16 protein-coding genes are annotated in these 22,607 nt (G+C 32.8%); 9 read left to right on the plus strand and 7 right to left on the minus strand.

Annotated elements, in window-relative coordinates:
• The first annotated feature begins 562 nt into the window (after window positions 1–562).
• The 4 genes from FORMB_RS12570 (at window position 563) to FORMB_RS12585 (ending at window position 7,986) form a co-directional block, all read left to right on the plus strand.
• Window positions 563–3,403: a TonB-dependent receptor gene (locus FORMB_RS12570; protein ID WP_069677798.1), complete on the plus strand. Its 2,841-nt coding sequence runs from the start codon at window positions 563–565 to the stop codon at window positions 3,401–3,403.
• Window positions 3,403–4,518, plus strand: coding sequence for a metallophosphoesterase (locus FORMB_RS12575; RefSeq protein ID WP_069677799.1), 1,116 nt, complete (start codon window positions 3,403–3,405; stop codon window positions 4,516–4,518). Before FORMB_RS12570 ends, FORMB_RS12575 begins: the two co-directional genes overlap by 1 nt.
• A gap of 176 nt (window positions 4,519–4,694) precedes the next feature.
• Entirely contained in the window at window positions 4,695–5,987 is a 1,293-nt protein-coding gene (locus FORMB_RS12580) for a helix-turn-helix transcriptional regulator (protein WP_069677800.1), read from the plus strand.
• A 166-nt stretch (window positions 5,988–6,153) separates the two neighbouring features.
• Window positions 6,154–7,986 carry a YCF48-related protein gene (locus tag FORMB_RS12585; RefSeq protein WP_069677801.1) on the plus strand — a complete coding sequence of 611 codons (1,833 nt, stop codon included), beginning with the start codon at window positions 6,154–6,156 and terminating at the stop codon, window positions 7,984–7,986.
• Window positions 7,987–8,302: 316 nt separating this feature from the next.
• On the opposite strand, the gene FORMB_RS12590 is transcribed toward FORMB_RS12585, so the two are convergent.
• A protein-coding gene (locus FORMB_RS12590) for an IS3 family transposase (protein ID WP_157498202.1) occupies window positions 8,303–9,462 on the minus strand; the annotation gives its coding sequence in 2 pieces (ribosomal slippage) (window positions 8,303–9,201 and window positions 9,201–9,462; 1,161 coding nt in all).
• Between the two features lie 268 nt (window positions 9,463–9,730).
• Between FORMB_RS12590 and FORMB_RS12600 the strand changes: the two genes are divergently transcribed.
• Complete coding sequence (locus FORMB_RS12600; protein ID WP_231925551.1) at window positions 9,731–10,216, plus strand: YybH family protein; 486 nt, start codon at window positions 9,731–9,733, stop codon at window positions 10,214–10,216.
• Window positions 10,217–10,284: 68 nt separating this feature from the next.
• On the opposite strand, the gene FORMB_RS12605 is transcribed toward FORMB_RS12600, so the two are convergent.
• The 3 genes from FORMB_RS12605 to FORMB_RS12615 are packed head-to-tail and all read right to left on the minus strand — an operon-like array spanning window position 10,285 to window position 14,115.
• Window positions 10,285–11,532 (minus strand): NAD(P)/FAD-dependent oxidoreductase, encoded by a 1,248-nt coding sequence (locus FORMB_RS12605; RefSeq protein ID WP_069677978.1) that lies wholly within the window; start codon window positions 11,530–11,532, stop codon window positions 10,285–10,287.
• 10 nt (window positions 11,533–11,542) lie between these two features.
• On the minus strand, window positions 11,543–13,000 hold the full coding sequence (locus FORMB_RS12610) for a cryptochrome/deoxyribodipyrimidine photo-lyase family protein (protein ID WP_069677804.1): 1,458 nt from the start codon (window positions 12,998–13,000) through the stop codon (window positions 11,543–11,545).
• Window positions 12,997–14,115, minus strand: coding sequence for an FAD-binding domain-containing protein (locus FORMB_RS12615; protein WP_069677805.1), 1,119 nt, complete (start codon window positions 14,113–14,115; stop codon window positions 12,997–12,999). Before FORMB_RS12615 ends, FORMB_RS12610 begins: the two co-directional genes overlap by 4 nt.
• Window positions 14,116–14,379: 264 nt before the next feature.
• Here FORMB_RS12615 and FORMB_RS12620 point away from each other — a divergent pair, with 264 nt between their 5' ends.
• A complete protein-coding gene (locus FORMB_RS12620; RefSeq protein ID WP_069677806.1) occupies window positions 14,380–14,991 on the plus strand; it encodes a DEAD/DEAH box helicase in 612 nt (203 codons plus the stop codon).
• A 30-nt stretch (window positions 14,992–15,021) separates the two neighbouring features.
• On the plus strand, window positions 15,022–15,657 hold the full coding sequence (locus FORMB_RS12625) for a thiamine phosphate synthase (RefSeq protein WP_069677807.1): 636 nt from the start codon (window positions 15,022–15,024) through the stop codon (window positions 15,655–15,657).
• A gap of 34 nt (window positions 15,658–15,691) precedes the next feature.
• Here the strand turns inward: FORMB_RS12625 and FORMB_RS12630 are convergent, their stop codons facing one another.
• A complete protein-coding gene (locus FORMB_RS12630) occupies window positions 15,692–16,873 on the minus strand; it encodes an MvaI/BcnI family restriction endonuclease (RefSeq protein WP_069677808.1) in 1,182 nt (393 codons plus the stop codon).
• Window positions 16,870–19,083 (minus strand): DNA cytosine methyltransferase, encoded by a 2,214-nt coding sequence (locus FORMB_RS12635; RefSeq protein WP_069677809.1) that lies wholly within the window; start codon window positions 19,081–19,083, stop codon window positions 16,870–16,872. The genes FORMB_RS12630 and FORMB_RS12635 overlap by 4 nt, the downstream gene beginning before the upstream one ends.
• 293 nt (window positions 19,084–19,376) lie before the next feature.
• Here FORMB_RS12635 and FORMB_RS12640 point away from each other — a divergent pair, with 293 nt between their 5' ends.
• The gene (locus tag FORMB_RS12640; protein ID WP_069677810.1) at window positions 19,377–20,321 is read left to right on the plus strand and encodes a dioxygenase family protein; all 945 of its coding nucleotides are present in this window, start codon (window positions 19,377–19,379) and stop codon (window positions 20,319–20,321) included.
• Between the two features lie 94 nt (window positions 20,322–20,415).
• Window positions 20,416–21,291, plus strand: a complete 876-nt coding sequence (rlmF, locus tag FORMB_RS12645) for a 23S rRNA (adenine(1618)-N(6))-methyltransferase RlmF (protein ID WP_069677811.1) — start codon at window positions 20,416–20,418, stop codon at window positions 21,289–21,291.
• On the opposite strand, the gene FORMB_RS12650 is transcribed toward rlmF, so the two are convergent.
• Complete coding sequence (locus tag FORMB_RS12650; protein ID WP_069677812.1) at window positions 21,288–22,607, minus strand: DEAD/DEAH box helicase; 1,320 nt, start codon at window positions 22,605–22,607, stop codon at window positions 21,288–21,290. The two genes, rlmF and FORMB_RS12650, sit on opposite strands and share 4 nt — an antisense overlap.

Consider the following 22,607-nt stretch of genomic DNA (forward strand, 5'->3'; position numbering starts at 1 on the left):
TTATCCAACGCTTGTCACCGCCAAAAAAAAGCATTCGTCTGTAATAAAATTCTCGTTGTAAAAAGTTTTCAGAAACTTCTCGTTAGCTTTTCGCAACAGTGCAAAATTTTCCCTTGCTCAATTTCTTTCTTAAAAATTTCTATACACTTGCTTTATTTTCACTTCCATTAGAATATTCTTTTAATTTTAACTATTTATATTATGTAAAACAGAAATTAAATCTGAAGAACTTTATAAGGTTTGATTCTTATCTTTTTTTCTTGATAAAAAAGAAATCGACTTTAGGAGATTCATGAACACAAAAATAAATATTAACGAGTGAATTAAATTACGGCTTAAAAACTTTTAGGTTTATTTGATAGCTATAATTCTCTATTTGTCCAGTCAAGTATAAGGACATTGTTATAATTTTTTGTAAAACTCGACTATAATTGAAAAAATATTTTTAATAGTAGTTCTTAAGTAGTTTTTTTAGATTTTATAGTAGGTTTCTATAACCCCAAAAAAACTTTTCTTTATTGTATTAGTAATATATTGCATCTGATTAAAATCATTTAAACTTATGAAAACAAAAATCATTAAACATGTATTTTTTATTGCCTCATTATTACTTATACTGAATATTCATGCGCAAGATTCTTCAAAAAAAGGAAATATTTCAGGAGTAATTGTAGATGATACAAGCTTGCCTTTACCAGGTGCAGAAATATTCTTACAAATTAATAATAGAATTATAGGTGCTACTAGTGACTTTGATGGTAAATTTATTATTACCAATGTTCCATCTGGAGAGCAGACAATTACAATAAGCTATCTGGGTTTCAAAGAGATTAAGCTAAATGTAACGGTGGTATCTGGTAAAACTATTGAGATACCATCTGTTTTGTTAAAACCAGAAGCAGAATCATTAGGAACTGTAGTTGTCCAAACGAGATCACAAGGACAAGTAAGAGCTTTAAATGTTCAAAAGAACTCTGAAAATATTGTAAATGTGATTTCTTTAGAACAGGCGAGTAAATTCCCTGACTCAAATATTGGCGATGCTTTAAAAAGAGTGTCTGGATTAACAATAAAGACCGATCAAGGAGAAGCTAGAGAAGTTTCTGTTAGAGGTTTAGGATCTGCTGCTACTACAATGCTTATTAATGGAGATAGAATTTCTTCAACTAGCTTTAACTCAAGAAGTGTAGAGGCAGATTTAATCCCTGCTGATGTTATTCAAAATATAGAAGTGACAAAGAGTGCTTCTGCCGATTTAGATGGTGAGGCTACTGGAGGTGTGGTAAACTTAATAACTAGAAATGCTTACAGTAAAGAATTAAAATTAAGTGTTTCTACAGATTATAATTATACACCTACTTGGAATGACATTAATTATAATACTGCAGTTGGAGTTTCTAAAAAGATGCTTGATGGAAAATTAGGAATAGCATTAAATGGATCTTCTAGTAGCAGGTCATTTAAGTCAGATAACATTGAAGCAGACTGGGATTGGTTAGATACAGGAGTTATAGGTGACCCTACAGATGACACAAGATTTTTTAATGAACTTCAAATACGACAATATTGGGTAATAAGAGATAGAAAAAATTTAAATCTAGGGGTTGATTATGAATTTTCAAAAAATTCTTTAATTGGAATAAAAACATCACTTTCTTATAGAAATGATTTTGAAAATAGATACAGAACAAGATATAGTAGTATTGATGTTCCGAAGTCATTTACACCAGAAGGGATAGTAGTTTCAGAAGGAAGTATTACAACATACACTAGAGCTGGCTCTAGTGAAGGAAAGCCCAATAATTATAGATTAGATAAAAAAAATGTTATAAATACTAAATTATATGGAGAGCATTTACTTGGAAAAATAGAAACCGATTGGAGTTTTACATATTCAAAATCAAAAAAGAGAAGAAAAAGAAGAGAAATTGCTTATCGTGTTGCAGAAGGAGAAGCAGATTTATTTGTAGATACAAGAAACCCAAATAGACCTAAAATAACAACCAATCTAGCAAATTTTAATGAAGAGGCTGTACTATCTAGTTTTACGAGAAACACACAAAATATTGATGATAGCAATATTAAGGGAGCAATAAAATTTAAAATACCATTTAAAAATGGTTACTTAAAATCTGGTTTTCAATACAGAAAGAATGAACGTATAGAAGATAACAGAACTTTTGATATTAGTCCCATAGTTAATATAGATGACTTTATTCAGATCCCATCAGAAAACTATCGAAGATCTGATTTTGCTTTTAGCAATTATCAAATGTTAGATGCTCCAGACAGAGCATTTGTTGGCGGGTTAAATATTTTTGATGATACACTCTTTACTATTGTAGAAAATCTTGAAAACCATGCAGAGACTAGCTATACAAGCGTTGAGAAAGTTAGTGCAGGGTATTTACAAGCAAAATACAATTTAACAAATGACATTTCTATAAGAGGAGGAGTGCGTTGGGAAAGAACAAATAGCGGTTATAAAGCCTTTATTTTTGACCAACTTAATCAATCTGATATTGATAATAGGCTAAACGTAGTGTATGATAATTACTTACCAAGTGCCGATCTTAAATATAATATTACAAGAAGATTAATAACAAGACTTGCATATTCAAAAACTATTAACAGACCAAGCTACTCAAGAATAGCACCTAGAATACGTTTTGGAAGTAGTGATATTGATGATGATAGTGATATAGGAAGACTCACAGTTGGAAACCCTAATTTAAGACCAAGAACTTCAGATAATTACGATTTTAGTATAGAATATTATATACCAAAAGGATTAATATCTGTAGGCTTATTTTATAAAGATTTAAATAATTTTTATAGTAGAGTTAACAGAAACTACACATTGGCAAATGGCGATATCTTACAAATACGAAAAACAGAAAATGTAGGAGATGCTACTATAAAAGGAATGGAATTCGCTTTTCAAAAAAATTTAGATTTTCTACCTTCTTTTTTACGTAATTTAAACTTTTATGGAAATGCAACAATAATAGATGCAGGACTAATTATTACAAATTCTAACTTTTCAGGATTTAATTCTCCAAATTTTAGAAATAAAAGAAATTTAACAGATACAGCCGATTTTACTTATAACGCATCATTAAGTTACGAATATAAAAATTTCACACTTACAGGATCTATAAATGGCACATCAGCCTATATACTTGGTTATGGACCAACACCTATTCAAGATGAGTATTACGACAAGCAAACTTTTTTAGACTTTAATGCATCTTATGATATATTAAAAGATTTAAAAATTTATTTTGAAGCAAAAAACCTAACCAATCAACCACTTCGTTATTATATTGGAGAATCACAGTATATGATACAAGAAGAATACTATGATTCTCAATTTGTATTAGGACTTAAATATAAAATTTAATGAAGAAAACTGTTTTTTTAGGAATATTTTATTTTATTATAATTAATAAAACTGTAGCGCAAACTACAGATGGCCCTTACATTTTTTACCAAAACAAGGATAATAATTCTGCAAAAATACTTCAGGTTAGACCTGAAGTAGTAAATGATACAACTCAATATAAAATAGCACTTTCAGAAATTGAAAATATTGACAAAAACGATGTTTTATCTTTTGACGTAGAAGTGTATAATAAAAAAAAAGAAACATTTAATGTTCTTTTACAAAAAGAATATGTAAAAGAGCAATCTGAATATTCTGAGCCACCCAAATTACTAGCACTATCTGATTTAGAAGGAAACTTCTATGCTTATAAAAAAATGCTAATAAGTGCAGGTGTAATGAGCAAAGACTATCAATGGGTCTATGGAGATGGACATTTAGTTATTGTAGGTGATATGTTTGATAGAGGTGATAATGTAACCCAGTGTTTATGGCTTACTTATGAGTTGGAAAGACAAGCCAAACAATTTGGCGGAAAAGTACATTTAATTATCGGAAATCATGAGAATATGAATTTAAGAGGTAATACTAAATATGTAAAAAGTAAATACAAAAATTTAGCAGAACAATTAAAAATACCTTATAAAGAACTTTTTGGAACACATACAGAGCTAGGCAAATGGTTGCGCACAAAAAATGCTGTAGTAAAAATAGGAAACACCATATATGTTCATGCAGGTTTAAGTATTGATCTGGTAAATAATCAGTATTCTTTAAACGATATTAATAGAATTGCTAAAAAATATTACGGAAACCCAAACAGAAAAAAAATAGAAGAATCTGCTTTAGTTTTTAGCACAAAAAGAGGTCCTTTATGGTATAGAGGATATTTTAAAAATATGGATGTATCTAATATAGATATTACAGATATATTAACATATTACGATGCAAATTATATAGTAGTTGGTCATACAATTCAAAAAAAAATAAATGCATCCTACAAAAAAAGAATAATAGCTATAGATTTAAAACATCCTAAAAATGAAAGTGATGGTAAATTAAGTATGCTTTTAAAAGAAAATAATGTTTTTTACACATTAGATGAAGATCGTAATAAAATTAAACTAAAATAACAACAGTTGTTATTTTAGTTGCTAACCGTTAATACTTCTTATGAGCATATTTACTAACTAACTGTAAATAAGTTACAATATACAATTACTTAATTTAAATATTTTTTGTTATTTTTATTGCTTTAATTTTACCATATTTATAAACTAATATTCTTTAGTGAATTAAACAATAAACAATGAAAAGTTTATTCTCTTTATTATTTTTATTCATTTCCTTTACTGTCTTACAAGCACAAAATAATACATTACAAGATTCTGTATTAATTAAAAAAGGAAGCAGTTGGTCTTATTATGATTTAGATTATTTAGAAAATAATTATTGGAAAGAAAAACAACTGTTATCGCCAAAATGGAAAAAAGGCAATGCGCCTTTAGGCTATAACATGAAAAATATTAATACAGTTATAAGCTATGGAAAAGACTCTTTAAATAAAAATCTAACGGCATATTTTCATAAAATACTTTATATTAAAGATGTCTCTAAATTTTATGCTTATAAATTAAATATTAGACGAGATGATGGAGCAATTATATATATAAACGGGAACGAAGTATGGCGTACAAATATGCCGTATATAGATAATATTACCGCATATACTAAATCTTTAAAAATAGTAAAAGCAAAAGAAGAAAAAGAATTTTTTACAAAGGTATTTACACCAAGTTTTTTTATAAATGGTGTAAACATTATTGCTGTAGAATTACACCAAAGAGGTAAAGTCACTACAGATGCTGTATTTGATTTAGAATTAATAGGTTCTAATGATTTTACTTATTTAAGTGACATTTTTAAACACCAAAACAATCAAAATGTAAAATTAAAAGATGAGGTAAAAGATCTCCATCATAGAATTCAGATGGAGATAAAAAATGCAGAACTCACACAAATAAAAATAAAATTGTCTGTTACCAAATATTCATTTTATGTGCTTATTTTATTATTTATTATAATAGCAATTTTACTTTATAGATTGTGGAATTTAAGAAAAAAAGAAAAAAAGGAATATAAAAACATTATTGAAGACTTAAATAAAGATAAATCTATAAAAGAAGAAGAATTGCTTAGTCAATCTCTAAGGGGAATCCAAAATAAACAACATATAGAGCAATTAAAATATGATATCAATCTAATTGCTAATAAAAGTACTATTGCAAAATCAGATATTAAAAGAATCGTACAAAAAATTGATTTTAATTTAAGTCAAGAGAATGAAGAATGGCACGATTTGCAAAAGCACTTTAATTCAGTTCATTCCGATTTTTTAAATAGAATGAATAAAGAATTTTCACCCTTAACACAAACCGAAATAAAGCACTGTTGCTTGATAAAACTACATCTTTCAACAAAAGAAATTGCTAGATATTTACATATAAGTCCACGCTCTGTTCAAGCTTCAAGATATAGAATAAAGAAAAAACTATTGCTAGACGAATCTATTGATTTAAAAGAATTTATAATAAACTATTAATGTAATTATAAAGCCTTTAATCTTAATAAAAATAAACTTTTAATAAAGAATAGTAGGTTTATAGTAGAAGCAAAACAAATCATATAAGGTATATATAACTCAATTTTATAGCTAAATGTTTGTATAATTATACATTTGTATCTTATATAAACTAAACAAAATAAACATGCTTACATCAAAACTTTTTTTCAGACGTTTACTTATGTTATTGGGGATAATATTCATTTTTTCAATTACTTCTTGTAATGATAATGATAATAGTTTCACTCCAACACCAGTTATATTAAATTTTTCTCCAGATTCAACCAAACCAAATAAAGTTATTAGTGTTTTAGGAGGTAATTTTGATGCAGAGACTTCCCTAAATATAGTTAAGTTCACTAGTGCAGAAGATAGCAATGGTAATTTCACTATAGATTTAGAAGCAGAAGTTATACAAGCACAAGAAAATGCACTTTCGGTTAGAGTGCCTTTAGGAGCAATTACAGGACCAATTACTGTAACAGTTAATGGCGAATTAGGTACGAGTCCTATTGTTGAAATAATACAACTTGCGTTAACTATAACAGAAATAAGCCCAGCATCTGCAAATAGAGGTGATACAGTAACAATTACTGGTCAAGATTTTTCTGAAATAATTTCAGAAAATGTTGTAACCTTTGGAGCTATTCAAGCTACTGTTACCTCTGCAAGCTCTACTAGTTTAGAAGTTATTGTACCACAAAATGCAGAACTAGGTAACACTACTGTAAAAGTCTCAGTAACAAGCATTCAAGAAGAAACTACTTCTGCTTTTGAAGTAACAGACACAACTGCTCTTTCAGTATTGTCATATAGTCCTTCAGGAGGAAGTATTGGAGCAGAGGTCACCATTTTTGGGGCTAATTTTAGTGATGTTATTTCTGAAAATACGGTATCATTTAATGGTATAAATGCTACTGTTAGTGCAGCTACCACAACAAGTTTAACCGTTGTTGTTCCAAATGGAGTAACAAGTGGTCCAATAAGTGTTACTGTAAACGGAGTGACAGCTACTGGTCCAGATTTTACGGTTACCTTTTCTACTAATGATTCTTCAACCTCGTTAGATTTATTAAAAGTATTTTGGTTAAATGATACTATAGCCTATATTGTTGGAGACGACGGAACGTTACTTAAAACTACAGATTCTGGGGCTACTTGGACAGCTGATACAGTAATTCCAGGACTGGCAGGAACTGATGATCTTTACAATGTATTTTTTATTGATGAAAACACAGGTTGGGCAACTACTAGAAGTGGTGTTATTTACAAAACATCAGATGCTGGTGGTAGTTGGACAGAATGGGAAGATGACGACAAAACCAAAAGCGAAGAAATTAGATCTATAATTTTTGTTGACGCAAATACAGGTTGGGCTTCTGGAGACAATGGTATTATATTACACACTACAGATGGTGGTTCTAATTGGGATGTGCAAGCTGCAACTTTCAATTCAGGAACAAGCACGTACACGTATGATTATGACACACTAGATTTTGATAATATTTTCTTCTCAGATGCAAATAATGGTTGGGCTGTTGCAGAAAAAGGAACGATTATAAGCACAACAGATGGAGGATCTACATGGATAGACCATACAAATACCACTCTACAAGCTGCAGATATCGATTTAAAGAGAGTAATTTTTACAGATGCTAACAATGGGTGGGTCGTTGGAGAACAATCAACAATACTAAACACAACAGATGGAGGAAGTACTTGGAATACTATTACTATTACAGGCAATTTACCTAGTGATATAGATATTAATTATTTTGAAATTGTAAATAACAACCTAATTATAGCTGTAACAGATGATGCTGGGCTTATTCAGAGTTTTGATGGTGGAACAACTTTTTCTTCTTCTATGGTAGATTCAGGTATAATTTCAGATTCCACTTTAGATTTAGAAGGAATAGCTGCTTCGCCTAGTGGAAAAATAATTATTGTTGGAGACGACGGTGTATTATTAAAATAAAAACAATTGTTTTTGTCTATTTGAATTATTTAGGTAGTTAAATAAAAAGTGAGTCTTGAAAAAGATTCACTTTTTTAGTATTTAGCTTGCTGATTTTTAATTCATCGAATTATACTACTCTCCTATCGTCGTTTCGTAAAAAGAGTATTCCATTAAAATAATAATTCCGTGTTTTGGCACAATAATTGTAACTATATCGATTTAAAATAAAATATGTAACTTTGATAAACGAATGAGCCCCATGAAAAATAACATTCTTACAATAGCCCTTATTACTCTTTTAAGTTTTACAGGAATCGCACAGAACTCAACAGATCTAGTTGTAAGCTTCCCCTAAAACCGCACTGTTTAAATTTCTACTATTATCAAATTTATTGTTTTTAATTTTAATGGAGCTAGCTCCATTAAAATTAATTTCTGCGTACTTTTTTGGTGCTAATTTTCCTAGTGCATCATGGGGTCTTTTGTGGTTGTAATCATCCATCCAAATTTGTGTTTGCTCTCTAACCTGATCTAAATTTTCAAAAATATATTTATTCAAAACACCTCTTCGATAACTTCCATTGAAGCGTTCTATAAAAGCATTTTGAGTCGGTTTGCCTGGTTGAATATATTTAAACTCTATAGAATGCATCAGACTCCAGTTGGCTGTTAAATGCGCTATAAATTCTGGTCCATTGTCCATACGAATACGTTTTGGTTTTCCATTTTTGTTAATTAAATGATTCAGCACCCAAATGATGCGATTGCTTGTCAGAGAATAGTCGATCTCAATATGTAAGGCTTCTCTGTTATAGTCGTCAATAATGTTAAAAGCTCTAAAGCGTCTTTTATTCTCTAAAACATCGGTTACAAAATCCATGCTCCATGTATGATTAAGTACGCTAGGAACTTCTAAAGGCTCTTTAACCCGTGAGGGTAATCGTTTCTTCACCTTTCTTCTAAGTGACAAGCCCATGGCTTTATAGACCCTATAAACCCGTTTATGATTCCACGTTTTTCCTTCTGAACGTAATCGGTCAAAGGCTTTCCAAAAACCTTCCTCTGAGTGGATTACTGCTTTTTCACTTAGTGCTGTCACTATCTCTGAATCATCCTTTGGTAATGGCTTGTAATAATATACACTTTTACTCATTTTTAGTACACGGCACGCCCTACTGATACCGTAGTGAGCAAGCTCATTACTTAGGCTTCTTTTAACGCAAGGCTTTAGAGCTTTTTTTCTATGATCTCTTTTGCCATTTGATGATCCAGAGCTAAAGTGGCATACATCTGCTTGAGCTTGCGATTCTCATCCTCTAGCTGCTTGAGGCGTTTTAACTCCTTAGCGTTCATTCCTGCATACTTGGAACGCCATTTGTAAAAACTGGCAGAACTAACCCCATACTCTCGAGTGATTTCTACAACGGTTTTACCTGTGTCAAACTCTTTTAAAATCGTAGCGATTTGCGTTGGACTAAATTTACTTCTTCTCATTTTTTCTGTTTAAAGTTAATATTTTTTTTATACTTTTAAACAGTGCGGTTTTAGGGGGAGCTTACATATGTAACGTTGAATAACAATATATTTAAGTCTGTAACAAATAGTATATTTGTTTAGTAGATTGTTTTTGGAAGGACTTATTTTGATTGTTTTAGGTATTGTAATTCAAATGCTGAAAATCATTTTATTTGTGTAAAAAAATTAAACGCATCCAAACTATTTACAACAACATTTTAAAAATCGGATTTTTAATAATTAAATCATGAAAAATTTATTAATATTCACATTTTCAATAACTCTTTACAGCTGTGACTTTCAAACAAAACCTGAAGCCATTGAAGGGGAAGTAAACACTTTAGAAATTAAAACTCCCAATCTTGAAGATGACAAAACGGCAATCCTAAAAGTAATGAAAGACCAAGAGATTGCTTGGAGTCAAAATGATTTGGAAGGATTTATGAAAGGGTATATTAAGAGTGATTCTTTAAAATTCTTCGGAAATAGTGGACTGACGAAAGGCTGGCAGCAAACACTTGATAACTATAAAAAAGGCTATCCCACCAAAGATCATAGCGGCACACTAAACTTTGAAATCATAGATATATCCCCTATTGAAAACCAAAGTTACTGGGTCATGGGCAAGTACTTTCTAAGTCGTAAAGTCGGGGATGCAAATGGAGTTTTCTTGATTGTATTTAAAAAAATAAATAACGAATGGAAAATTGTTGCAGATATGAGTTGTGGGTAAACTGACGCGTACAAAATTTTAATTACCAGATAAAATAAGGAAAACGCTGCACTATTTGTACAGAACTATTAAATAGCTGAAATAGATTCAATCACGCCCAATGCTGCCCTTTCGCCAGAAATCATGGCGGCATTTAAGGACGCATTTAATTGCGTATCTCCAGCTAAAAAAAGTCCGTTTGTTAAACGCGTCTCAGAGGGCATCATTTCATATTTCAAATCTTTTAACTTTGGCAGTGCCATCGGGATACTGTACAATTTAATGAAATTCATTGTTGTAATCCCACACAACTCTTTTAGCTCTGTTTGAACCGCTTCGATAAGGGCTTTGCTAGAAAGGTCTTGATCATCTATGACGGTCACTGACAACAGTTCATTCTTGGGTCTTATAGCACATTCTAAACTACTGTTGTAAAAGATGTTATTTATAAAGGTTCCCGATTTAGGAATGAGCCCAATTAACTTTTTATCAATACCTCGTGTTTCCGTTTCAAAATACAAGGTCGTGCAGGATTTCCACTCTGTAGATTGATTTTTTAAATTAGGAATTAAACCACTCGCCTCAGTGGCAACAATTGTATAATCACTTTCTAATTTTGTATCATCATCAAGCGTAATCTTTCCATCTTTCAACGCTGTTACTTTCGTGTTATATTTAAAAGTTGTACTCTTTAAATTGTTTAATAATTGTTTTGGAATCGCCTCAATACCCGCTTTTGGAACCGTTGCATCGCCTTCACCAAACATCTTATATACAAATTCAAACATTCTACTCGATGTTTCAAGTTGTGTTTCAAGAAAAATACCGCTAAAAAAAGGTGTAAAAAAATCAGTGATGATATCCTTTGAAAAACCAAAATTTATCAAATAGTCTAAGGTCGATTGTTCTTTTTCAGAAAATATGTCAGACATCTTTTTGTTCTTTAACTTTTGGTTCAGTTTTAGAATTTTAAGTTTATCAGAAAAATTCCCGATTCCAGATAGAAGTGTTGGAAATAGTAACGAAAGATTTCTTAAAGGATCGCCTATTATTTTTTGGGCATTTGCCTTAAAAATAGAAGCGCCTGGTAAAAATTTCTGCAATTCTAAAGCCTCATAATCTAAATGTTTTTGAACTGCTGGATAGGCTGTGAGCAACACTTGAAACCCATGGTCCAATTGATACCCATTTACAACATCTGTTTTAACACGACCTCCTACCCGATCTGTTGATTCTATAATCACAGGATGGTAGCCATGATTTTCTAAAACTCTGGCAGCGATGAGTCCGCTTATGCCAGCTCCAATAATATGTATTTTATAATCTTTTTTGTGCATCATTTTTTTATCATCTGGCATTTACATGTGTTTGTAAAAGGCGTTTCATTTCCCCCTGCACAGCGGGATGCTTTTTATGTCCCCATATTTTATCTCTTGCCAGCCGTGCACTCTCTTGCAAATCCACAATTGGAAGTGGATAATCCTCTCCAATGCTAACCCCACAAAACGTCTGCTCCATAGCGGACATATTCCAAGGTTCGTGAATGTATGCTACAGGAACATTACTCAATTCTGGAATCCATTTTTTGATAAAGGCACCTTCGGGGTCGTGCTCCTGAGAATTTTTCACAGGATTGTATAAACGTACCGTATTAATTCCCGTAGTGCCAGCTTGCATCTGAAACTGTGGATAGTGAATGCCCGGTTCATAATCTAAAAACTGTCGGGCCAAATGGTAAGTGCCATCTCGCCAATCTTGATCTAGATTCAACGTTAAAAAAGACACCACCATGGCACGCATCCTAAAATTAATCCAACCCGTATTTTCAACAGCACGCATACACGCATCGATTAATGGATACCCTGTGCTGCCCGTTTTCCAAGCTTTGATAAACGCTTCATTCTTCTGGTGTTCTAAAAGCTCATACCCTTTGTTAATACACTCCGTTTCATAACGGCACTCCACTTCAAATTTCTGAATAAAATGACAATGCCAATGAAGTCTGGTAAGCATCGCCGAAAAAGCCTTGCTGTTTCTGGTGCCGTTAGGATGCGTGCCAATAAAGTGAAACGCTTGTTTGATACTCATATTCCCCCAAGCGAAGTAAGGGGATAAGCGACTGCAAGACATCCTGCTTTCGGTTGGTTTTGAGATGTGTTTCTGATAATTAAACCCGCGTTGGTTGGTAAAGGACTTTATATACCGCCATGCATTTTGTTCCCCTGCTGGTTGGTACTGTTTCGGATAGTCTTTTAATTGAGTCTCTAATTTTTCAGGCAGTAAAAAGGAATGTTCTAAAGGCTCTTCTTTAGATACAGAATAGCTGTTTTGAAGTACCAGTTTGTGCATTGTAATGTGCCACTGCTTGTTCCAATCTTCTCTATTTTTAATACCTCTTAGAATACCATCCCGTTGCGACTCTTGCCAATCAATTTGATGTTGCTTACAGAAAATGGTGATTTGTTTGTCACGTTGCCAAGTCCCTTGAGTGCCACTTTCGCGATAGCTAAAAATGTTGTTTATATCAAAGCTTTCTTCAAGTTGTTCAAATACGTCGATGGCTTCTCCATAAAACACCTCTACACTCCTATTGAAAGGCGCCAGCGTTTTATTTAAGGCTGCAATAGAATGGTACACAAACTGCAAATGCCGTGGGCTTGTATCTGGATATTCAATTCTAGAAGGCTCAAATACATAGATGATTCGATATGGAATACCAGCACGCTCAGCCTTTAATAAAGGTTCGTGATCTTGCGATCGAAGGTCCCGTTTTAACCAAACAATATTTACAGTCTGTTTTTTCAATATGTAAGCTGTTTTTTACATTTTTTCCAAAATGAAAAGAAGGACGGGAAATAGCCCTGAACCTCAAACATCCAATCTCTCGATTCTTCAATGCCATGGTAATGCTGGCTTAACGGATGTTCTTTAAAATAGATATTTGTAAGCTTATAATCTGTAACTAGATCCTTAAATTCTCCTACATAAACTTGAATCGTATCTATATTTTCTTTTGAGATGTTTAGAATAAAATCAATTGTTTTTTGAGAGACGGGATAGGCCTCAAAATGAGAGGGCTCTAATAGTAATATCCTATTGACTGAAATATCTTTTTTCCAAAGGGGATCTAAGTTATAGAAATTATAGATGCAGGTTGGAAGTGTACCATCAATCAATAAAGTAGTTTGTTTTGGCAACGGAGTTTTCAACTCAATATCAGGAGTATCTTTTAAAATCTCAGGGATTTTCATCGAAGCAAATGCTTCATAAGGTACATCTAAAAAGGTGTTTTTTTGGGCTGTAAAACAGTACTTATTAATATTCTCTTGATTGGCTACATACTTTTTGTTGGCATTCGCCCCAGAAACCCACTGCCAACTTAAGGCATTACTCGCCCAGTCGGCATCCAATAAATGGTAATACATCCACTGTGCTGGAACTTTCCAATGACTTTGGCCCATATTACACGCCACAGCAGCAGTGTACATTCTCAAATGATTGTGCATATAGCCTGTTTTGTAAAGTGCTTCAATAGCATCGTCTAGCGCCTCAACACCCGTTAGGGAGTCTACAATAGATTTTGAAATTGAATTGTTAGAAACGGGGGTTTGAGGGTGTTTTAAATCTTGATTGATGGCATCGCTTTTTGCAATCCAAACCTGTTGCCAATAATCTCTCCATGCCAATTCTTGAATAAATTTTTCAATTTGTGCCGGTTTATACCCTTTTTTTAAAACTTCAGATAGTATAAATTTAGTTGAAATAATCCCCCTTGAGATGTAGGGAGATAAGTGCGTGATCGCCCCATTTATATAGTTTCGAGTTGAACTGTATTTAACAGGATCAATAGCGCGAACACGCTGAAGGATTTCATCGTAAGCTAAGGGAAACATCGTATTTTCTTGGTTAAATAATTCCATGTATTGTGTGCTTATTTATTATTTTGAAACTATTTGATAAAGATATAATATGTTTAACTATTATGCAGTATTGTCAAACGAGAATAATTCATATTATTAGGCAATTAATTAAGCCTTCTCCTAAACTATTGGATTTGTTACTTTCGGACGCGCGCCCTCCTATTAAAAATTGAAATTCAACTTTTCAGTTTATTAAGTTTACACAGCGTATATTTGTCCAAATATTTACGAATACATCTTTAACCAGTGATCTCTTAAATTTCTATGCCTTTTAAAAAATTACATTCTGATATTCGAGAGAAATTAGAATCTCTAAACATACAAACGCCAACGCCATTTCAGAGCAGCAGCATTCCCATTATTAAAAGTGGTGTGAATGTATATTGCACCGCTCCTAAAGACAGTGGTAAAACAACCACCCTTGTATTGACTACCTTACAAAAGTTAAAATGTGAGGCTGACGGAAATGCGCCTAGAGCCGTTGTTCTTGTAGAAAACAAGGAACGGGCGATGGAATTATACGAAACGTTTTTAGCCTATACAAAATACAATTCTTTACGCGTTTATGTAGGGCATGAACAGCTGCATATAGACATTCAGAAATCGGAAATATTTGAGGGTACAGACATTCTTATTTCTACTCCCAAAACAATGAATAAGTTGTTCTTATTAAATGGTGTCAGCACTGCACAATTAAAAATAATCAGTATTGATGATGCGGAATTTCTTTCGCAACACTCCTCCTATTCGGCGATTATGTCGATTTCTCAGAGTATCCAAAAATGTCAATATGTCATTTACTCAGAAAAAATGACTAAAATGCTTGAGCGTTTTGAATCTTATTTTATGGAACGTTCAAAAATCGTTTCTTTTTAGAAATTACCATTTAACATTCACGACGTCACTATGATACCTAAATTACATTATATTTCACAGGGGAATTCGCCCAAAGCACATCTGGATCACATTCAAAATGCCTGTGCAGCAGGTGCGGAATTAGTCGTGTTAAACCTTCAAAACAGTTCTGAAAAGAAGTATTTAAAAATAGTGAAACAGGCAAGAGAGATCACGTCTCATTTTCAAACACGTTTAATTATTAGCGCACATTATAAAATAGCTAAAGAACTAAAAGTAGATGGCATCCATTTAGATTTTACATCGCCCTGCCCTACTATTATTCGAAAAGAGTTACTCCCTTGGCAACTGATTGGAGCGACCGCAAACAACTTGCAAGATTGTGAGACTTACATCGAAAAGGAAGTCGATTATATATACTTAGCACCATTTAGAGCAAAGGAAGACATTCAAGGAACTCCATTAGGCTTGAACGGTTTTACCGCAATTACAGAAGCCTTAAAAACCGAAACGCCTATTATTGGCGTTGGAGGGATCACTACAACTGATGTTACAGCCATCTTAGAAACCGGAATTTCTGGAGTTGGGGTTTCTGATGAAATCACACAAGATTTTAATACCATAAAAACATTTAACCAACTATTGACGGCTTCTTCAACAGAAGAACAACGCCATTCGTTTCAATAAATGACTGTAGGAGTTGTTAGGTTAAATTAAGTTATTACGCTAACAAATCATATTTGTTACTTGGAGGAAATAATAAATTTAAACTATTGTCTTTTAATTTAAATAAAGGTCCTTTTTCTGCGCCTCCACCAGTTGGAGTTCTTTTGATTAAATGATCTACTGTAATTATTCCTTGTTCTAAAAGTAAATCAAATTGTGAGATAATTGGTTTTCTTGTGTGTTCAACTAGTTTATATTGAAAATGTTCTTTGCCTCTTATTTTAATACTATCAGCAGCGATCCAAAATGTTTCTTTATGTTTCTCTAATAGTCGTTGATGTAATTTTTCCAGAGTCCATACAACAAAATCACCAACTTCTTTTTTGTCCGAAGTTTCTATTAAATGGTTTATATCTGAATTAATTTTTAATGAGAGACCTTGTGAGTTGACTACAATAGTAGATAAAGTACAATACAATTTAAAAGCACTTCCTCTGCTATAACCGAACTCATTTAATATCTCTGTTGAATTTTTAAATTTGCTTAATGTCCAATCTGGTACTTGAGCAAATAAATTCTTCCGATTCCCTTTTGAAGATCGATAAGATTTCAGTTCAATTCCTTTGTAATCTGGTAATTTAGAAGAATTAATATCTATTCCCAAGGCTGTTTCTAAAGTACGTCCAACAGATGTATCAGCATTAACCATTGAAGGAATTGGACCTTTCTTAGCAATTGTTGTTAATAAGCCTAGTAATTCATTCGCAATTACATTTTCATTATAATTAATTTCTTGTACTAATTCTTTTAAGGGGTTAGAATTAACACCATTTATTAATTGGCTAACTGGCAGTTGAGTTACATTGATAATGTGAATTACACCATCAAAACAAATTAATCCTAGAACATCATTTGGTTGTGTGTGTTTAGATATTTCTGAAAACCATATTCTTGGATCTCCTGTTTTTGTCTTAGGCCTGTATAACGAAGTTTTGGATTTTAAAACAGAATTTACATCATAAATTAAAGCATCAATAATTATTTTATGATCAGGACCTTGAAGTTGTAAGCTATAATCGTGAAAGTTATTAGTTCTTAAATAATTCCTTACAGTTCCGGTTGCATCCATTATAGACTTCTTAAGTCCATTTTCAGTAGGTTCAATTAAAGTTAAGGAGATTGAGTTTTTAGTTAAAACCTTAAGCTTATCTTCTTCTTGGGGAGTTAATAATCTCATTTAATGTGTTTCAAAATTTCAATTGCAACTGCTCTAGCCATTAATGGAGGCACTGCGTTTCCGACTAATGTATATTGGGGCAGTTCGGTTTTTCTATTATTTCCGCCCGTTGAACGTTTTCCTTGAAAAACGAATGAATCATCAAATGATTGTAACCTTGCCATTTCCCTAACAGTTAATGCTCTTGGTGAGTTATAGTGAATGTAATCATCTGGAATAGTCATAACCGTAGGACTTTGATTCTCTGGTTTTAATACATTGTAATTTCTTTTATTAGACGATAAACCACATTCATTTAATTTATTTTGTGCTTTTTTATAATTTCCTTCTTTTAAAATTATATCAAGTCGTTTAATTACATCCTCTCCTTGGTTACTTGTTTTATGATTATGAAGTAGGTCATAAACTTTTTCTCCATTATTAAGAGCTAATTCACTTTTTACATAAAAAGGTTTGGTTGCTTTTTCAAATCGACCGTTTAGCCGACCTCTCTTACTCCATTCTGCAAAAGTTTTCCCTTTAGTTTTTATGAGTTTACCATCAATTGAACGAGCCTTAATTAGACCTTTCATTTTTTTAGCAGTTACATTATACTGTTTAGAAATATCTACTGACTGATATTGGTGAGCTTCTTGATTATTGCCAATAAAATCTAAATCATAAAGCGCTTCGAAAACAGAAACCTTCTCTTCTTCCTTAACAGTAGCAGGAATCTCAGATATGAATTTTTGATCTTTTCTACACCCTATAAATAAAACACGCTCTCTATTTTGTGGTACTCCATAATTTGATGAATTTGCTACAAATGGCGCTTCTATTTTATAAAGTCTTATATCACTGATAATTGTATCTAATTCATTGCTTTGTTCTTTGTCACAATAGGCACGAATCATTGTGAGACAATCATCAATATTTAGGACATATATTTTCAATGCTTGTATTATATCGTCACAAGATTTCTTAAAGTCTTTTACTACATTTAATCCATCAAATGCTTCTTCGACTTTATTGATTATTTCATTTGAATCAATATCCGTGAGGAATTGAGTGAAAGAATCTACAAAGAAATCGTTATCAATATTACAAAAATCCTTTTCACGAATAATATCTCGTTTAAGTTTTTCCCATTCTTTACTTCTAGCTAAAATATTAAAACCGTGTCTGATCGTGCTAATTCTTTCATCCGTTTTACTCGTTTTGTAGTCAACAATATCTGGAGTTAACTTTCTGAACTTAGCATCAATTGTTCGTATATAAACTTCTTTCACTTCTTCAATTTTAGAATCCGTAAACTGTTCAATTTCAATTCTTTTAATCAAACAATCTAACAAGAAACCGTTATCTGTATTAGTCGTTTTTAAAGATTTAATAAAAGAGGCTAAACGAGGGATTTCTTTAATATCAACAATGGAATTAATTTCTTTTAGAATTAGTTCTTTTATTTTCCCTTTTTCCTTTGTTAAAATTCCTTTTACATTCTCCATAATAAAGTACTTGGGCTGAAGTACTTTGATTACTCCCAAATAATGAGCAAATAAATCATCCTTTTTATCAAACTTCTTTCTTTTGCCTGCTAAACTAAAACTCTGACAAGGAGGGCCTCCACAAACTACGTCAACTTTTTTGCCTTTGGTTTTCGAAATTAAATTATCCAAAAAATCAGGTTCTGTAATATCTTGACATAAAAAATCCGCATCCAATCCTAATTGATGATTGTATCTTACTATATGAGTTAATTCAGAGTTATCATTTATATCATTTGCTACAAGAAAATCAAAGAATTTATTGTTATGCTCTGCTTGTAAAAAACCTTCACTAAAACCGCCCGCACCTGCAAATAAATCAACAAACGTAAACGGTTTACCGTATAGAGGGATTTGTTCCCTTACAATGTTAACATTGTGATTCTCTTTGTAAGCTTTTACAAAACCATGTAACTTTGTTTTGATTTCATTATTAGTATAACTTTTTTTATAGGAATTGTTTAGTAGTTCATCTGCCCTCTCCTTTAAATAATTCAAATAATGGTTAATTTCAGTAGATCTTTCTGAGTTTTGTTTTACAGTTTGAGTTTCCTTATCAAAATCTTGCCGTTTTATTTTTTCTCCAGTTGATAATTTAATTTGTTCAGAATTACAATTAATCCTTAAGTGAATTGGAGAGAATCCTTTTTTATTTGATTTATCGAGATAGAAGTTTATTGTAGCCATACTTTATATTGCGGACGTTTTTACGGACACGGACAAATTTACGGACAGCAAGTAATATAACCTACTAAAATTTATAATATTTCCATTTACCCTGTTCAATTCACATCATCACTTTTGCTCAACATCCATAATAAAAATTCAAAAAACTCCAAGTTAGAACAGAAATCGTTTATCTTTGTGAGGATACCTGCAAAAAAACTTTCTGGAAAAAAGATCATTAATTTAGTAATTCCTCTGTGATTTACGAATTAAGCTATGCTTTTGGACAATTATAAAATTAAAAACGAGGAACTATGAAGAAGGACAGAAGACAATTTTTAAAAAACACCACACTTGCGGTTATCGCGATGGGTGCATCTCCCTTACTAACAAAGGCTGATACTGGTAAATCTAGGGATCTATCAAATGTAAAACCACAAGAAGCCTGCAACCCGTTAACACAAGATTACTATGGTACGGGGCCATTTTATACACCCAATGCGCCGATTAGCTCTGATGGTGTGATGATGCCAAGTGATGAAGTGGGAGTCCGTTTAAAATTATCGGGAATTATTAAAAATTTAGACTGCACAGAAGTCATTCCTGATACCGTATTGGACTTATGGCATGCCAACGACGCCGGTGCTTATGACAATACAGGTTTCAGCTTGAGACGAAAAATCATATCTAACAGTGCGGGTTTTTATAATTTAGAAACTATTTTACCTGGAAAATACTTGAACGGCAGTAGCTACAGACCCAGTCATATTCATGTGAAGGTGACCACTCCTGGGTTTTCAACTTTTACAACTCAACTGTATTTTGAAGGCGATACGAGTATTGCTGGAGACGCCGCTGCGTCCATTACTTCTGGTACTTTTGATGCCACAGATCGTATTATTCCTCTTGTGGATAATGCGGGTGTTTTAGAAGGCACATGGGATGTTATTGTCGATGGAGATGGCATTCTTTCTGCAGATGATTTACACCTCACAAATGGGATGATTTACAACGTGAGCCCCAATCCATTTACAGATCAAGTGACTATTAATTATGGTGTTTTCAAGTCCTCAAAAGCACGTATAGAAATTTATAATTTGCAAGGGCAACTCGTCGCCAATGTAGAAAATAAACAACTGAATGCAAATAAATATTCAGCCGTTTGGAGACCAGAACCGTTTATGGCTTCTGGACTTTATTTTTGTGTGTTAAAAATTAATGACCTTCAAGTACACTACTTGAAAATTTTGAAGAAATAATAGATTTCGATGCGCCTGCTTATTCGAAATCTTCTTCTATAATATTTGAGACATATATCGATCGTTTTTACAGGAAATCGCATACCTTCGCCCGATGCATTTAGAAAACCCTTACAGCGATCGTTATGATCTGAAACGATTGGCAATTCACCATCCACAGTTACAAGAACACATTGTTTTAAACCCCTCAGGCGAAGAAACGATTGACTTTAGTAATTCAGCCGCGGTCTATGAATTGAATAAAGCCATGCTTTTGGCCGACTTTAAAGTTGAGAAATATGAATTGCCAATGGGCTATCTCATTCCTCCTGTCCCAGGACGTTTAGAATATTTATTACATATACGTGAGTTTCTTTCAGAACAATTTAATATCGATAAAAACACCAAACTACGAGGGTTAGACATCGGATCTGGTGCGAATGGCATCTATTGTATTTTGGGATTACAACATTTTAATTGGACCATGGTAGGTGCTGAATGTGATGCCAATTCTGTAGAAATTGCAAAGGCTAACATGCAACATACAAAGTCATTAAAAAATAAGATTGAAATTCGACATCAAGAAAATAAAAGTTTCCTTTTTAAGAATATAATTAAAACGGATGAGCAATTTGATTTCACCGTTTGCAATCCCCCATTTCACACCTCTAAAGAAGAGGCGTTTAGAGGGTCTCAGAGAAAAATTAACAATTTAGGTCGTGAATTTGATAAAAAAGAAGTCGCTCTTAATTTTGAAGGTCAAGCCAACGAACTTTGGTGCAATGGTGGCGAAGCCCTTTTTATCAAACGATTGATAAAAGAAAGTACCGCGTTTAAAAATCAAGTGAAAGTCTTTTCTACACTGGTTTCAAAAACAGATAGCCTCTCTAGTATTGATAAACAGCTTAAAAAAGCTAAAGCGAATTCTTATGTGTTGCCAATGGATTTGGGCAATAAGAAAAGTCGTATTGTTCTCTGGTGGTTTGATTAGGTTTCTAAGACCGTTACCCGTACTTTTTTCTTTTTGAGGCGTGTATTATTTAATTTCTCTACCAAGTCCTCTGCGATCGACTTAGGCACTGCCACAAACGCACAATCTTGTTTTAACTCAATATTTCCGAGTTGATCCTTTGTAATATTCCCTTGTTTAAAAAAGAGTCCTGCAATATCCCCTTTTGAAATTTTGTCTTTTCGACCTCCAGAAATAAACAAAGTTTCCCAAAACTGTGGTTTACGAACCGACTGTTTAGAGATGTTAACGACTTTAGAATTATGAATGTACGCTGGTAAATCTTCAGAGTCTCCTTTCATTATATAAGCCGTTCCTTTAGAATCGACTCTAGCAGCACGCCCATTTCTGTGAATAAATTCTTCTTTGGCGCGAGGTACTTCGTAATGGATAATAAATTTCAACTCAGGAATATCAATACCTCGAGAGGCTAGATCTGTCGCAATGAGAATCTGATTGGTGCCATTTCTAAACTTTATCAAAGAACGTTCTCTTTCTTTTTGTTCCATACCTCCTACAAAACAACTGTGGTTGATCTTATTTTTATCTAAAAAACGACTCACGGAATCAACACTGTCTCTTAAATTACAGAATACAATCCCTGTTTGGTTGCCAAGGTGTCCTACTAAATCCAAAAGCGTTTGAGGTTTATTTTTAGACGGATAGACTACGGTTTTAATCTCCAGTTTAGAAACTACTTTTTCTTTCAAATAATTGACAGTGGTGGGTTGATCCAAACGTACAAACCCAGGGATGTTGATACTTTGAGTGGCAGAGGTTAAAATCCGTTTGTTGATATGTGGCAACTGATGGATAATTTCTTTCATTTCAGCTTCAAACCCATCTTCAAGCGACTTGTCAAACTCATCTAATATGAGCGTTTTTATGCTCGTTTTAGAAAAACGGTCGTTGCTAAAATGATCTGCAATTCTACCGGGCGTACCTATTAAAATAGCGGGTACGTGTTTGATTTCAATTTTATCTTTAGACATTGGACGTCCGCCATACACAGCATTCACTTTAAATCCAGAACCCATACTGCGGACTACTTGTTCAATCTGTATGGCCAGTTCTCTTGAAGGCACAATAATCAAGGCTTGCACCTCTTTACTTTCGGGATCAAGTAATTTGATAAGTGGCAATAAAAAAGCCAATGTTTTACCTGTTCCTGTAGGTGATAATAAGATGGTATTGGTTGTTCTATCAATCACCGAAATCGCTTCCTCTTGCATTGGATTCAATACATGAATATTTAATTTCGTTAAAATATCTTGTTGTTCTTTAATTGTATTTGCCAT

It is taken from the genome of Formosa sp. Hel1_33_131 (assembly GCF_001735745.1).
Taxonomy (GTDB): Bacteria; Bacteroidota; Bacteroidia; order Flavobacteriales; family Flavobacteriaceae; genus Hel1-33-131.

Bases quoted from the DNA above. Each gene is read 5' to 3' on its own strand.
- FORMB_RS12570 (WP_069677798.1), top strand. From the start codon at position 563: ATGAAAACAAAAATCATTAAACATGTATTTTTTATTGCCTCATTATTA.
- FORMB_RS12575 (WP_069677799.1), top strand. From the start codon at position 3,403: ATGAAGAAAACTGTTTTTTTAGGAATATTTTATTTTATTATAATTAAT.
- FORMB_RS12580 (WP_069677800.1), top strand. From the start codon at position 4,695: ATGAAAAGTTTATTCTCTTTATTATTTTTATTCATTTCCTTTACTGTC.
- FORMB_RS12585 (WP_069677801.1), top strand. From the start codon at position 6,154: ATGCTTACATCAAAACTTTTTTTCAGACGTTTACTTATGTTATTGGGG.
- FORMB_RS12600 (WP_231925551.1), top strand. From the start codon at position 9,731: ATGAAAAATTTATTAATATTCACATTTTCAATAACTCTTTACAGCTGT.
- FORMB_RS12605 (WP_069677978.1), bottom strand. From the start codon at position 11,532: ATGCACAAAAAAGATTATAAAATACATATTATTGGAGCTGGCATAAGC.
- FORMB_RS12615 (WP_069677805.1), bottom strand. From the start codon at position 14,115: ATGGAATTATTTAACCAAGAAAATACGATGTTTCCCTTAGCTTACGAT.
- FORMB_RS12620 (WP_069677806.1), top strand. From the start codon at position 14,380: ATGCCTTTTAAAAAATTACATTCTGATATTCGAGAGAAATTAGAATCT.
- FORMB_RS12625 (WP_069677807.1), top strand. From the start codon at position 15,022: ATGATACCTAAATTACATTATATTTCACAGGGGAATTCGCCCAAAGCA.
- FORMB_RS12630 (WP_069677808.1), bottom strand. From the start codon at position 16,873: ATGAGATTATTAACTCCCCAAGAAGAAGATAAGCTTAAGGTTTTAACT.
- FORMB_RS12635 (WP_069677809.1), bottom strand. From the start codon at position 19,083: ATGGCTACAATAAACTTCTATCTCGATAAATCAAATAAAAAAGGATTC.
- FORMB_RS12640 (WP_069677810.1), top strand. From the start codon at position 19,377: ATGAAGAAGGACAGAAGACAATTTTTAAAAAACACCACACTTGCGGTT.
- rlmF (WP_069677811.1), top strand. From the start codon at position 20,416: ATGCATTTAGAAAACCCTTACAGCGATCGTTATGATCTGAAACGATTG.
- FORMB_RS12650 (WP_069677812.1), bottom strand. From the start codon at position 22,607: ATGGCAAATACAATTAAAGAACAACAAGATATTTTAACGAAATTAAAT.